This is a genomic window from Streptomyces murinus (assembly GCF_002154555.1).
In the GTDB taxonomy this organism is placed as follows: domain Bacteria; phylum Actinomycetota; class Actinomycetes; order Streptomycetales; family Streptomycetaceae; genus Streptomyces; species Streptomyces murinus.
Genome location: NZ_MUNF01000440.1, coordinates 1 through 13,429, shown reverse-complemented (window position 1 = coordinate 13,429; position 13,429 = coordinate 1). Strand labels below are relative to the sequence as shown.

General features: G+C 70.7%; 12 protein-coding genes. 1 reads left to right on the top strand and 11 read right to left on the bottom strand.

Annotated elements, in window-relative coordinates; translation table 11 throughout:
- The first annotated feature begins 250 nt into the window (after positions 1 to 250).
- Positions 251 to 1,195: an LOG family protein gene (locus CCN72_RS25455; protein WP_158101411.1), complete on the top strand. Its 945-nt coding sequence runs from the start codon at positions 251 to 253 to the stop codon at positions 1,193 to 1,195.
- A gap of 178 nt (positions 1,196 to 1,373) precedes the next feature.
- On the opposite strand, the gene CCN72_RS25450 is transcribed toward CCN72_RS25455, so the two are convergent.
- The 11 genes from CCN72_RS25450 to rpsB all read right to left on the bottom strand — a co-directional run bounded on the left by CCN72_RS25450 (position 1,374) and on the right by rpsB (position 13,359).
- Positions 1,374 to 2,171, bottom strand: coding sequence for a maleylpyruvate isomerase family mycothiol-dependent enzyme (locus CCN72_RS25450; RefSeq protein ID WP_086809929.1), 798 nt, complete (start codon positions 2,169 to 2,171; stop codon positions 1,374 to 1,376).
- Positions 2,172 to 2,195: 24 nt separating this feature from the next.
- Positions 2,196 to 3,212, bottom strand: a complete 1,017-nt coding sequence (locus tag CCN72_RS25445; RefSeq protein ID WP_086809927.1) for an ABC transporter ATP-binding protein — start codon at positions 3,210 to 3,212, stop codon at positions 2,196 to 2,198.
- Positions 3,212 to 4,813 carry an ABC transporter permease gene (locus CCN72_RS25440; protein ID WP_086809931.1) on the bottom strand — a complete coding sequence of 534 codons (1,602 nt, stop codon included), beginning with the start codon at positions 4,811 to 4,813 and terminating at the stop codon, positions 3,212 to 3,214. Before CCN72_RS25440 ends, CCN72_RS25445 begins: the two co-directional genes overlap by 1 nt.
- Positions 4,814 to 4,860: 47 nt before the next feature.
- Complete coding sequence (locus CCN72_RS25435) at positions 4,861 to 5,931, bottom strand: thiamine ABC transporter substrate-binding protein (protein WP_086809925.1); 1,071 nt, start codon at positions 5,929 to 5,931, stop codon at positions 4,861 to 4,863.
- A 228-nt stretch (positions 5,932 to 6,159) separates the two neighbouring features.
- Positions 6,160 to 7,266 carry a dual-specificity RNA methyltransferase RlmN gene (gene rlmN, locus CCN72_RS25430; RefSeq protein ID WP_085566780.1) on the bottom strand — a complete coding sequence of 369 codons (1,107 nt, stop codon included), beginning with the start codon at positions 7,264 to 7,266 and terminating at the stop codon, positions 6,160 to 6,162.
- A gap of 140 nt (positions 7,267 to 7,406) precedes the next feature.
- Entirely contained in the window at positions 7,407 to 8,183 is a 777-nt protein-coding gene (locus tag CCN72_RS25425; protein ID WP_086809923.1) for a VOC family protein, read from the bottom strand.
- Positions 8,184 to 8,407: 224 nt separating this feature from the next.
- Positions 8,408 to 9,730, bottom strand: a complete 1,323-nt coding sequence (locus CCN72_RS25420) for a phosphatidate cytidylyltransferase (protein ID WP_086809921.1) — start codon at positions 9,728 to 9,730, stop codon at positions 8,408 to 8,410.
- A complete protein-coding gene (gene frr / locus CCN72_RS25415; RefSeq protein ID WP_037654542.1) occupies positions 9,730 to 10,287 on the bottom strand; it encodes a ribosome recycling factor in 558 nt (185 codons plus the stop codon). Before frr ends, CCN72_RS25420 begins: the two co-directional genes overlap by 1 nt.
- A gap of 183 nt (positions 10,288 to 10,470) precedes the next feature.
- Complete coding sequence (pyrH, locus tag CCN72_RS25410) at positions 10,471 to 11,229, bottom strand: UMP kinase (protein ID WP_037654543.1); 759 nt, start codon at positions 11,227 to 11,229, stop codon at positions 10,471 to 10,473.
- A gap of 204 nt (positions 11,230 to 11,433) precedes the next feature.
- Entirely contained in the window at positions 11,434 to 12,270 is an 837-nt protein-coding gene (gene tsf / locus CCN72_RS25405; RefSeq protein WP_085566777.1) for a translation elongation factor Ts, read from the bottom strand.
- A 165-nt stretch (positions 12,271 to 12,435) separates the two neighbouring features.
- The gene (gene rpsB / locus CCN72_RS25400) at positions 12,436 to 13,359 is read right to left on the bottom strand and encodes a 30S ribosomal protein S2 (protein ID WP_085566776.1); all 924 of its coding nucleotides are present in this window, start codon (positions 13,357 to 13,359) and stop codon (positions 12,436 to 12,438) included.
- Positions 13,360 to 13,429: the final 70 nt, after the last annotated feature.

Sequence of the window (13,429 nt, the reverse complement as noted above, 5' to 3'; positions counted from 1 at the left end):
CGCCGCCCTGCGCGCGGTCGCCCTGCTGGCCTTCTTCGCACCGCTCACCCTGGCGATCGCCGCGCTGGCCGCCTTTCCGCTGACCCGCTGAGCTGCTGACCCGCTGCGCCGTTGCACCGCTGAGCCGCTGAGCCGCTGAGCCGCTGAGCCGCTGAGCCGCTGAGAGCCTGGGGTCGCTTGAGGGCTTGAGGGGAGCGTCGCCGTACCCCCGGTCGCGGCCGGGCGCCGGTCCGGTCCCTAGCATGGGCGGATGCCCACCCCGCCCGACCGGCCCCGGCGCGCCGCCCGCGCCCAGGAGATCGAGTCGCTCGCCGAGTTCGACCGTGCCGTCGCCGAGCACGGCTCGCTCGCCCGCTGCCGCGTCCAGGCCGTGGACCTGACGGGCCGTACCGACGCGCTGCTCCGTCTCGACACCACGGACGCCGTCTTCCTGGGCTGCCCGATGGCCCCCGAGGCCGCCGTCCGGGTGCGCGCCTCCGGCGCCCTGGTGTTCCCGCCGGTCCCGGGCCTGCCCTTCGCCCCGTACCGGGGCTGCCCGTACACGCCGGACGAGCTGTTCGCGTCGCTGGAGGAGGGGTACGAGGCGACGCCGGACGCGCGGGCCTACGGCTGGTTCCGGCGGACGACGGCCGACGGCGACGTCTTCGCCTCGATGCTGCGCGCGATCCATGACGACGCCGTCTCCGACGCGCTGGACGAAGTCCTCGACGGCTGCCGGGTGGTCGGGGTCATGGGCGGTCATGCGATGGCCCGGGGCACGGTCGAGTACGCCGGTGCCGCGCGGCTCGGCCGCTCGCTCGCCCGCGCCGGGTACACCGTCGCCACCGGTGGCGGTCCCGGCGCGATGGAGGCGGCGAACCTCGGCGCGTACGCCGCCCCGTTCGCGGACACCATGCTGGACGAGGCGCTGGTGCCGCTCGCCAAGGCGCCCTCCTTCCGGCCGTCCGTCACGGAGTGGGCGCGGGCCGCCTTCGAGGTGCGCGCCCGCTGGCCCGACGGGGGCGCCTCGATCGGCATCCCGACCTGGTTCTACGGCCATGAGCCGCCGAACGCCTTCGCCGCGCACATCGCCAAGTACTTCGCCAACGCCATCCGCGAGGACGGCCTGCTGGCCCGCTCCACCGCGGGGGTGGTGTTCCTGCCGGGTGCCGCCGGGACGGTATCGAGGAGGCTCCGGAGGCGCTGGCCCGATTGAGGGCCGGATCGCCGTAGGGGTGCTTCTCCATCGCCGGGTGCGGCTGGTCCGTGGCTGATCGCGCAGTTCCCCGCGCCCCTTGAGTCGGGCAGGACCAGCCCCCTGAGGGGCGCGGGGAACTGCGCGAATGAGCCCCACGGACCCGCACCCGGCACTCCCGAAGTGTCCCGCGCGGCGCTCATCCGAAGCTCGACTTCTCCAGCCAGAACTCCAACACCGCACGCTCTCCTACGACTTCGAGCCCCGGCGTATCCAGCGGCAGCCGCCGGTAGAAGGCGAGCAGCACCGACGTGAGCGGCCCCCGCAACGCGACCGTCGCCTTCTCATGGCCGCGCCGCCAGCTGACCCCGCTCTCGCCCATCTCGACCAGCCACTCGGCGTTCGACTCCGGATCGGCGTCGGTGGCGTGCAGATGGAGGGTGCGCGCGGGGCCGTGCAGATCCGCGGCCCATTCACGGGCGCCGGTGCGCCGCACCCACTCCACCAGCTCCAGCCACTCGTCCAGCGCGTCGGCGGCGATGTCGGGCGCGACCTCGTACGGCGCCCCGGTGGTGAGCGCCGCGTCGGCGCGGTGGACGGTGATCTCATGGGTCATCCGGCGTGCCCAGAAACCGCTGGTGGCGACGCCGCTCCAGCTCCACACCCCGGCCCCCGGACCCGCCTCCCGCAGCGCGCCGACGACCAGCTCGCCGCACTCCGCGAGCCACGCGTCCAGCGCGGCCGGATCGCCCCGCTCCTCGGGGCCGCTGCCGAGCGGGACCGTGGCCGTCGGGATCAGCTCCTGGGCCCGCTCCCGCACCAGCGTGCCGGACCAGCGCAGGGCGCCGCCCATGTGCCGTACGAGCTGTTCCAGTGACCACTTCGGGCAGGTCGGGACGGTGGCCGACAGATCCGCGCCGGAGGTGATCAGTTCCCTCAACTGCCCTACTTGGAGGGCGATTTCATCGCAGTATCGCTCATGCGCGAGGTAGGTCATGGGCCCACCCTAGGAGGCGGGCGATCAGTCGAGCACGACGATTTCGTCCGCGTCGAACTCCGCGCCCACCGTGTCCCCGCTCTCCGGCGCGTCCCGCAGCGCGCAGGCCGCTTCGAGGCGGGGGCCGTCCTCGGGCTGGAGGTGGACGGCGACATGGGTGCCCTTGAAGGTGCGGGCGACAACGGTGCAGGTCAGCCCGGTGTCGGCGGGGACGAGCCGTACCCCGGCGGGCCGGACGAGCAGGGTCCGGGCACCCTGCGGGGCGTCCTGCGGGACCGGCAGTTTGCCCCAGGGGCTGTCGGCGACCGTGCCCGCGACCGTCGCCGGGACCACGTTCTCGAAGCCGAGGAAGCGGGCCACGAACGCGTCGGCGGGGCGCCGCCAGACGTCAAGTGGCGCCCCGGACTGGGCGATCCGGCCGTCCCGCATCACCACCACCCGGTCGGCCAGCGCGAACGCCTCGCCCTGGTCGTGGGTGACGGCGAGCACGGTCGTACCCAACCGCCCGAAGAGTTCGCGGAGTTCGACCACGAGGCGTTCACGCAGCGAGCGGTCGAGCTGGCCGAGGGGTTCGTCCAGCATCAGCAGCCGGGGCCGGGGGGCGAGCGCGCGGGCGAGGGCGACGCGCTGCTGCTCGCCGCCGGACAGTGCGGCCACCGCCCGGCGGGCCGCGCCCGGCAGCCCGACCAGTTCCAGCAACTCGGCCACCCGGGCGTCCCGTTCGTCCTTCGCCACGCCGTGCATCCGCAGCCCGAACGCCACATTGGCGCCGACGTCGCGCTGCGGGAAGAGCTGGTGGTCCTGGAACATCAGGCCGACCCCGCGCTGATGCGCGGGCACCCCGCCCTGGTCCCGCCCGGCGAGCGACACCCACCCGGCGTCCAGGGGCTGGAGTCCGGCGACCGCCCGCAGCAGGGTGGACTTGCCGCTGCCGCTGGGCCCGAGCACGCACACCACCTGATGCTCGGCGACCTCCAGGTCCACCGCGTCCAGCACGGGCCGCCCGCCGAAGCGCACGGTCGCGCCCTGAAGGCTCAGCATCAGAACTCCCCTGTCCGGTCGGTGCGCAGCCGCTCCAGGAGGAGCAGGGCGGCGGCGCACACCACCATCAGAATGGTCGAAAGGGCCATCGCCTGGCCGTAGTTGAGGTCTCCGGGGCGGCTGAGCAGCCGGGCCACGGCGACCGGCAGGGTCGGGTTGTCGGGCCGGGCGATGAACACGGTCGCACCGAACTCGCCGAGCGAGACGGCGAACGCGAAGCCAGCCGCGACCAGCAACGCCCGCCGCACCAGCGGGAGATCGATCTCCCGCCACACCCGCCAGGGCGAGGCTCCGAGCACGGCCGCCGCCTCCCGCAGCCGGGTGTTGACGGCGCGCAGCACCGGCAGCATGGTGCGGACCACGAAGGGGGCGCCGACCAGGGCCTGGGCGAGCGGCACCAGGATCCAGGACTGGCGCAGGTCCAGCGGCGGCTTGTCGAGCGCGATCAGGAAGCCGAAGCCGACGGTCACGGCGGACACCCCGAGCGGCAGCATCAGCAGCGCGTCGAAGCCCCGTACCAGGCGGCCAGCGTCCCGGCGGGCCAGCGCGGCGGCGGCGAGGCCGCCGATCAGCACGGCGATGGCGGTGGCGGCGACGGCGTACTGGAGCGAGGTCCACACCGCGTGCACCGGCGCCACCAGGAACGTACCGCTGTCGGTGCGGGTCAGCGCCCGGTAGTAGCCGAAGCCGGGGGCGTCCAGGGAGCGGCGGACGAGGACGGCGAGCGGCAGCACCAGGAGCAGCGCCACGGTGGCGAGGACGCCGGCGAGCAGGGCCCGCTGCCCGGCGCCGCGCGGCCGCCGGGCGGTGAGCCGGGGGTCGACCAGGCGCAGGGCGCTCTCCCGGCGTCGTACCGTCCAGGCGTGCACGCCGAGGATCGCGCCGACGGCGGCGAACTGGACGAGGGTGAGGACGGCGGCCGTGGTCAGGTCGAAGACCTCGGAGGTCTGGCGGTAGATCTCCACTTCGAGAGTGGAGAAGGTGGGGCCGCCGAGGATCTGGACGACGCCGAAGGAGGTGAAGGTGAACAGGAACACCATCAGCGCGGCGGCGGCCACGGCGGGCCCGAGGGCGGGCAGGGTCACCTTCCGCCAGGCGGCGAACGGTGAGGCGCCGAGCATCCGCGCGGCCTCCTCCTGGCGGGGGTCGAGCTGTGCCCACAGTCCGCCCACGGTCCGTACGACGACCGCGTAGTTGAAGAAGACGTGCGCGAGCAGGATCGCCCACACGGTGGTGTCCAGTCGTACGCCCCACAGCTGGTCGAGCAGTCCGCCGTGGCCGACGAGCGCGAGGAAGGCGCTGCCCGCGACGACGGTGGGCAGCACGAACGGGACGGTGACGACGGCCCGCAGCACCTGTTTGCCGGGGAAGTCGAGGCGGGCGAAGACGAACGCGGCGGGCAGCGCGAGCAGCAGGGTGAGCGCGGTGGAGGCGAGCGCCTGCCAGGTGGTGAACCACAGCACATGCCGGATGTCCGGCTGGATGACCACGTCCGCGATCCGCCCGAACTGCCAGCCGCCGTCGGTCTTGAGGCCGCGTGCCACGATCGCGGCGACCGGCCAGGCGAAGAACAGGGCGAAGAACGCGACGGGCAGGGCCATCAGCCCCAGCCGCGCCGCGCTCCCGCGCCGTATCCGCGCGCGGGCGGTCACTTCAGTACGAGTGACGTCCACGTCTTGACCCACTGATCACGGTCGGCGGCGATCTTCTCGGGGGCCATCGTCTCGGGGTGCTGGGCCGGCGGGCCGTACTTGGTGAAGTCGGCGGGCACCCCGGCACCGGCCACGACCGGGTAGACGTACATGTTCAGCGGCATGTCCTCCTGGAACTCCTTGGAGACCAGGAAGTCGAGGAACGCCTTGGCGCCCTTGGGGTTCTTGGCGTTGCTCAGCAGCCCGGCGAACTCGATCTGCCGGAAGCAGGTGCCGGTCGCCACGCCGGTGGGGGCGGTGGCGGGGCGCTTCTTGGCGTAGATCACCTCGGCGGGCGGGGAGGAGGCGTACGACACGACGAGCGGCCGGTCGCCGCCGGCCTTCTTGCCCTCCGAGGAGCCGGAGAACTCCTGGTAATAGGCCTGCTCCCAGCCGTCGACGACCTTGACGCCGTTGGCCTTGAGCTTCTTCCAGTAGTCCTGCCAGCCGTGGTCCCCGAACTGCGCGGCGCTGCCCAGCAGGAAGCCGAGGCCCGGCGAGGCGGTGGCCGCGTTCTCGGTGACCAGGAGGTTCTTGTACTGGGGCTTGGCGAGGTCGGCGTAGGACTGCGGCGGGGCGAGGTGGTGCTCGCTGAAGTACGCCTTGTCGTAGTTGACGCAGATGTCGCCGTAGTCGACGGGCGTGACGCGGTGCTTGCCGTCGAGCTGGTATCGGGCGCCGACCTTGTCCAGGCCCTTGGCGGTGTACGGCTGGAACAGCCCGTTGTCGAGGGCGCGCGAGAGCAGGGTGTTGTCGACGCCGAAGAGGACGTCGCCCTGGGGGTTGTCCTTGGTCAGGATGGCCTTGTTGACGGCCTGTCCGGCGTCGCCGTCCTTGAGGACGCGGACCTTGTACCCGGAGCGCTTCTCGAAGTCCGCGAGCACGCTCTTGGAGACGGCCCATGAGTCATGGCTGACGAGCGTGACGGTCTTGCCGTCCGCCTTGTCCTGGCCCTGGGTCGAGCCGCACGCGGACAGCGCGACCAGGCCGAGCCCGACCGCCGCGACCACGAAGGTCTTGTTGTGCACTTGGTTGTCCTCCTGGGGTTGGCCAGGAAGAACGCGGCCCTGTCCGGAGGATCCGGACAGGGCTCAACAGCTTGAGTAGTGACCGAACTTCCTACCCAGAATGACCTGGGCGAGGTTCAGAGGGTCTGCGGCCTGGTGCCGCACTCTCAGCGCTGTGGCGCTCCCCTGTCGGAATATGAAGATGTCTCGACTATTTGAATGATGAAGATGTGATGGAACGCGCCCAGACTACCGCTCGGTGGCGGCGAGCTGACCACAGGCTCCGTCGATCTCCTGCCCACGGGTGTCCCGGATCGTCACCGGCACACCGTGCGCGGCGATCGCCTCCACGAACGCCTTCTCGTCCTCGGGCCGCGAGGCCGTCCACTTGGAGCCCGGAGTCGGGTTCAGCGGGATGAGGTTGACGTGCACGGGCCTGCCGCGCAGCAGCCGGCCGAGCCGGTCGCCGCGCCACGCCTGGTCGTTGATGTCACGGATGAGGGCGTACTCGATCGACAGCCGGCGGCCGCTCTTCTCGGCGTACTCGAACCCGGCGTCCAGCACCTCGCGCACCTTCCACCGCGTGTTCACGGGGACGAGGGTGTCGCGCAGCTCGTCGTCCGGGGCGTGCAGCGAGATCGCCAGGCGGCACTTGAAGCCCTCGTCGGAGAACCGGTGGATGGCCGGCACCAGCCCGACGGTGGAGACGGTGATACCGCGCTGGGACAGACCGAGGCCGTCCGGCGCCGGGTCGGTGAGCGCGCGGATGGCGCCGACGACCCGCTTGTAGTTGGCGAGCGGCTCGCCCATGCCCATGAACACGATGTTCGACAGCCGCGCCGGGCCGCCCGGCACCTCGCCGTCGCGCAGCGCCCGCATGCCGTCCACGATCTGGTGGACGATCTCCGCGGTGGACAGATTGCGGTCCAGGCCGGCCTGCCCGGTCGCGCAGAACGGGCAGTTCATCCCGCAGCCCGCCTGCGAGCTGATGCACATGGTGACCCGGTCCGGGTACCGCATCAGCACGGACTCCACGAGGGTGCCGTCGAACAGCCGCCACAGCGTCTTGCGGGTGGTGCCCTCGTCGGTCGCCAGATGCCGGACGACCGTCATCAGCTCCGGGAACAGCGCCTCGCGCAGCTTCTCCCGGGCGCCGGCCGGGATGTCGGTCCACTGCTCCGGGTCGTGCGCGTACCGCGCGAAGTAGTGCTGCGACAGCTGCTTGGCACGGAACGGCTTCTCACCGATCCCGGCCACCGCTTCCTTGCGCTCGGCGGGCGAGAGATCGGCGAGATGCCGCGGCGGCTTCTTGGCTCCGCGCGGCGCGACAAAGGTGAGTTCTCCGGGCTTGGGCATGGTGGTACCAGTGTCGCAGATCCATTGGGGTGACCCGCGGCATGCGTTCGCCCAGGCCGGACGGCGGTACGGCCCAGGACGTGACGCCGTTCACAGCGCGGGGGTCCTCGGTCCGCCGCCGGCCTTGTTCCTGGTCCCGCCTACATCGGTTTCGGTTTGATCAGCGTGAAGGGGGCGCCCTGGGGGTCGGCGACCACGGTCATGCGGCCGGCCATCATGTCGAAGGGCGGGGCGAGGACCGTGCCGTTGCGTTTGACCAGTGCGTCCACGGTGGAGTCGACGTCGTCGACCGCGAAGTAGGTCAGCCAGTGGGCCGGGGTGCCGGGCGGGTCGTTGGCGAGCTGGGTGACGCCGCCGACCGCGCGGCCGCCGACCAGCAGCGCCCAGTAGGAGTCCGCGCCCTCCATGGGCTCGATCTCGATGCCGAACGCCTCGCCGTAGAAGCCGGTGGCGCCGGGCACATCGCTGGTGTGCAGCTCGTTCCAGGTCAGCGCGCCGGCCTCGTTGACCACCTGGGCGCCGGAGAACTCGCCGGGCTGCCAGACGCCGAAGACGGCGCCCTGCGGGTCGGCGGCGATCAGCATGCGGCCGAGGCTGCCGACGTCCATCACCGGGACGAGCAGGGTGCCCCCCGCCGAGACGATCGCGTCCTGGGTGGCCTGGGCGTCGGTGGACGCCAGATAGCTGGTCCAGACGGTGGGCGGCGGCTCCGGCATGTCCTGGGGCTTGGGACCGAGGCCCGCCACGGCCTTGCCGTGCAGCTCGCAGACCGTGTAACCGCCGAACTCGGCCGGTCCCGGCTGCCCCTGCCAGCCGAGCAGATCGCGGTAGAAGTCCAGCGCGGCCTGCTGGTCCGATGCCATCAGGTCGACCCAGCACGGGGTGCCGGTCGCGTACGGGGTGGTGACTTCGGGCATCTCTCGCTCTCCCTACCAGGGGCTACCAGGGGCCGCGCACGGGCTGCCAGGGGCCACGCCACGGGCCGCTCTTTGTCACCATCGTGTGGCCAAACGTGAGCGCCCGCGCGTCAGGGAAGAGACCTGGGGGGCCGGACGAGCGGACGGCCGTACGACGACGGGCCCCGTCCTGGAGATCAGGACGGGGCCCGTACGGCCGTGACGGCGCGGGACGGCGGGTTTCGTCAGGTGGAGCCGACGAAGAGCACCAGCAGCAGCCAGACCACCGGCGCCGTGGGCAGCAGGGAGTCCAGCCGGTCCATGATGCCGCCGTGACCCGGGAGCAGGGTCCCCATGTCCTTGATGCCCAGATCGCGCTTGATCATGGACTCGCCGAGGTCACCCAGGGTGGCGCTGGCCGCGACCGCGAGGCCCAGCAGCAGGCCCTGCCACCAGTGGCCGCCGTCGATCAGGAACTGCATGCACAGCGCGCCCACGACCATCGAGAACGACACCGCGCCGAACAGGCCCTCGCGGGTCTTGCCGGGGCTGATCCGGGGGGCGAGCTTGTGCTTGCCGAAGCGCCAGCCGACGGCATAGGCACCGGTGTCGCTGACCACGGTGAGCAGCAGGAAGGTCAGCACCCGCCAGGGACCGTCGTCCGCGGTGAGCATCATGGCGACGAAGGTGGCCAGGAAGGGCACGTAGAACGCCGCGAAGACACCGGCCGTGACGTCCTTGAGGTAGCCCTCCGGCGGCTCCGTCATCCGCCAGACCAGCACCGCGAGCGCGGTGAGGGCCATGGCGACCCACGCGCCCTCGGCGCCGCGCACATAGCCGGCGACCACCATCGCCGCGCCACCGACCGCGAGCGGCACGAGCGGCGCCTTGATCTCCTTGCGCTCCTGGAGCCTGCTGGTCAGCTCCCACAGGCCGACGACGACGGCGACCGCGATCACACCGACGAACACGGCCTTGACGATGAACAGCGACGCGATGATCACCACGCCGAGGCCCACGCCGACGCCTATGGCCGCGCTGAGGTCGCGGCCCGCGCTCTTCTTCTGCGGCGCCGGCGTCTGCTGCGGGGCGTCGGGCATGGGTACCGGATTCTGGATCGGGCTCGGGGTCGGAGCCGGGGTCGGCTGGGGCGTCCCGTACGGGGGCTGCGGCTGCGACCCGTAGGGCTGCTGCCCGTACTGCGGCCGCTGCTCGAACGGCTGCTGCTGCGGATGCTGTTGCTGCTCGTACGACGGCCGCTCCCCGTAGGGGGGCTCGGTGCCGTACTGCGGCGGTGTCCCGTACTGCGGCGGTGTTCCGTACTGCGGCTGGGGCTCGTCCCGGAACAAGGGGCCGCTCAGTCGAGCAGCCCCCCGGGTGTCGTCCTGGTCTCCGCCATACGCGGGTACGTCGGGCACGATGGGCATGGGGCGCGTCTGCTGCGCCGCGGGCGCATCGTACGCGGGACCCGCCGGGGCGTCCCCGCCCTGGACGGGCCCACCCTCGGTGGGCCCCCAGTAGCCGGTCCGCCCCGCCGGTGGCGGCGCCCCCCAGGAAGAGTCGCTCATCAGACTTCGAGCAGCTCCGCTTCCTTGTGCTTGAGGAGCTCGTCCACCTGGGCGACGTACTTCGACGTCAGGTCGTCCAGCTCCTTCTCCGCACGGCGGCCCTCGTCCTCACCGGTCTCGCCATCCTTGATCATCTTGTCGATGGCGTCCTTGGCCTTGCGGCGCACGGAACGGATGGAGACCTTGGAGTCCTCGGCCTTGCCCTTGGCGACCTTGATGTAGTCGCGACGGCGCTCCTCGGTCAGCTCGGGGAACACCACCCGGATGATGTTGCCGTCATTGCTGGGGTTGACGCCCAGGTCGGAGTCGCGGATCGCCTGCTCGATGTTGCGCAGCGCGCTCTTGTCGAACGGCGTCACGACCGCCATCCGCGGCTCCGGTACGGAGAACGAGGCCAGCTGGTTGATCGGCGTCAGGGCACCGTAGTAGTCGGCCACGATCTTGTTGAACATCGCCGGGTGCGCACGGCCGGTGCGGATCGCGGCGAAGTCCTCCTTGGCGACCACGACGGCCTTCTCCATCTTCTCCTCGGCTTCGAGGAGGGTCTCTTCGATCACCACTTGCTCCTGCGTGTCTTGAGTAAGGCCCGGCTGCGGTTCCTCAGCGGTTCGGCGGCCGGCTGCGTCGCGTCTTCTTCCTGCACGGTTCCCGACCGGCAGGACATTGTCCATCCCCCGGCCGAGGCGCGTCCCGTCCGTCCCTCGGACAGGTGTCGTACCCGGGCGACGGGGGCGTGCCGGTCAGTGCCGGCTGCCGTGGTCACCCACCAGCGTGCCGATCTTCTCACCCTTGACGGCACGGGCGATATTGCCCTCCGCGAGAAGCTCGAAGACGAGGATCGGGAGCTTGTTGTCGCGGCACAGCGTGATCGCGGTGGCGTCGGCGACCTTCAGGTCCCGGGTGATGACCTCGCCGTAGCCGAGGGCGTCGAACTTGACGGCGTCGGGGTTGGTCTTGGGGTCGGAGTCGTAGACCCCGTCCACCCCGTTCTTGCCCATGAGCAGCGCCTCGGCGTCGATCTCCAGGGCGCGCTGGGCGGCGGTGGTGTCGGTGGAGAAGTAGGGCATGCCCATACCGGCGCCGAAGATGACCACACGGCCCTTCTCCAGGTGGCGCACGGCACGCAGCGGGATGTACGGCTCGGCGACCTGGCCCATGGTGATGGCGGTCTGCACCCGGCTGTCGATGCCCTCCTTCTCCAGGAAGTCCTGGAGGGCGAGGCAGTTCATCACGGTGCCGAGCATGCCCATGTAGTCGGAGCGGGCGCGGTCCATGCCGCGCTGCTGGAGTTCGGCGCCACGGAAGAAGTTACCGCCGCCGATGACGACCGCGACCTGCGCGCCGTCCCGTACGACGGCCGCGATCTCGCGAGCGATCTTGTGCACCACGTCCGGGTCGACACCCAGGCCACCGCCTCCGGAGAACGCCTCTCCGGACAGCTTCAGCAGAAACCGGCCGCGTACTTTGCCGTCGTCGCTCTTCTGGGCCTTGTCGGTCATGGGAGATCCCGCCTCTTTCACGTGTTGCACATACGAAGAAGGCCATTGCCGGTGGGGTCGCTATTCGCTCCCATACGCGGCAATGGCCTCCTCGTCAGATCTGCTGCCGTCCGCCCCACACCCGGGTGTGGCGGTGGTCGCGGACGACTGCTGTCGACCCTATCGGGATTTCTCCGCGGGTCGCGCGTCGATCGCGGTACGGACTCAGATGCCGACCTTGATGCGCGTGAAGCGCTTCAGGGTGACACCGGCCTCGTCCAGCACCTTCTGGACCGACTTCTTGTTGTCCAGCGCGTACGGCTGGCCAAGCAGGGTGGCGTCCTTGAAGAAGCCGTTGACGCGACCCTCGACGATCTTGGCGATCGCGGCCTCGGGCTTGCCCTCGGCGCGGGTCGTCTCCTCGGCGATGCGACGCTCGGACTCGACGACCTCGGCCGGGACGTCCTCCTTGGCCAGGTACTTCGGCGCGAACGCGGCGATGTGCTGGGCGATGCCCTTGGCCACGTCGGCGTTCGGCTTGTCCAGCTCGACCAGGACACCGATCTGCGGGGGCAGGTCGGGCATGGTGCGGTGCATGTAAGCGGTGACGTAGCCGTCGGAGAACTGCGCGAAGCGGTCCAGGACGATCTTCTCACCGAGGTTGGCGTTGGCCTCGTCCACGAACGCCTGGACGGTCTTGCCGGCCTCGATCTCGGAGGCGAGCAGGGCCTCCAGGTCGGCCGGGGAGGTCTTGGCGACGTGCTCGGCGATGGTCTTGGCCACGGCCTGGAACTTGTCACCCTTGGCGACGAAGTCCGTCTCGCACTTCAGCTCGACCAGGACGCCGGAGGAGTTGTCGTCGGCGATGATGGAGACCACGGCGCCGTTCTCGGCGGAGCGGCCCTCGCGCTTGGCGACGCCCTTCTGGCCCTTGATGCGCAGCGCCTCGACGGCCTTGTCGACGTTGCCCTCGGCCTCGTCGAGCGCCTTCTTGCAGTCCATCATGCCGGCGCCCGTGAGCTCACGGAGCTTCTTGACGTCGGCGGCGGTGTAGTTCGCCATGAGTCAGTGAGTCTTTCTCGAAGTCTGGGAGATCTTCAGATCCGCACGGTCTGCGTTCCACATGTAGAGGTAGATCTGGAGCGCATACGTCGTACCGACCTATGGGTGAACAGCGGGGGCGGAGTTGATGTCGCCGCCCCCGCTGTCAAACGCTGACGCGGCGGATCAGGCCTGCTCGCCCTCGGCGGCCTTCTCCTCGGCCGGAGCGGCCTCGGCGGCGGGAGCCTCGGCGGGGGCCTCAGCGGCCGGAGCCTCGGTGGCCTCGGCGACAGGGGCCTCGGCGGCGGGGGCCTCGGCAGCCGGAGCCTCGTCCTTCTTCTCACCCTCGAGCAGGTCGCGCTCCCACTCGGCGAGCGGCTCGGACGCGGCCTTCTCGCCCTTGTCACCGGTGGCGACGCGAGAGCGGGAGATGAGGCCCTCGGCGACGGCGTCGGCGATCACGCGGGTGAGCAGGGTGACGGAGCGGATCGCGTCGTCGTTGCCCGGGATCTTGTAGTCGACCTCGTCGGGGTCGCAGTTGGTGTCGAGGATCGCGACGACCGGGATGTTCAGCTTCCGGGCCTCACCAACGGCGATGTGCTCCTTCTTGGTGTCCACGATCCAGACGGCGCTGGGCACCTTCTGCATCTCGCGGATACCGCCGAGGGTCTTCTCCAGCTTGGCCTTCTCGCGGGAGAGGACCAGCAGCTCCTTCTTGGTCAGACCGGAGGCCGCGACGTCCTCGAAGTCGATCTGCTCAAGCTCCTTGAGGCGCTGCAGACGCTTGTAGACGGTCGAGAAGTTGGTGAGCATGCCGCCCAGCCAGCGCTGGTTGACGAAGGGCATGCCGACGCGGGTGGCCTGCTCGGCGATGGCCTCCTGCGCCTGCTTCTTCGTGCCGACGAACATGACCGTGCCGCCGTGGGCGACGGTCTCCTTGACGAACTCGTAGGCGCGGTCGATGTACGACAGCGACTGGAGCAGGTCGATGATGTAGATGCCGTTGCGCTCGGTGAAGATGAAGCGCTTCATCTTCGGGTTCCAGCGACGGGTCTGGTGACCGAAGTGGACGCCGCTCTCCAGCAGCTCCCGCATCGTGACGACGGCCATGGCCATCTCCTTGAGTTTCTCGGTTGTGCCGCGTCCGCCGGACGGCGGTCGCGGCACAACCGAGAAACTC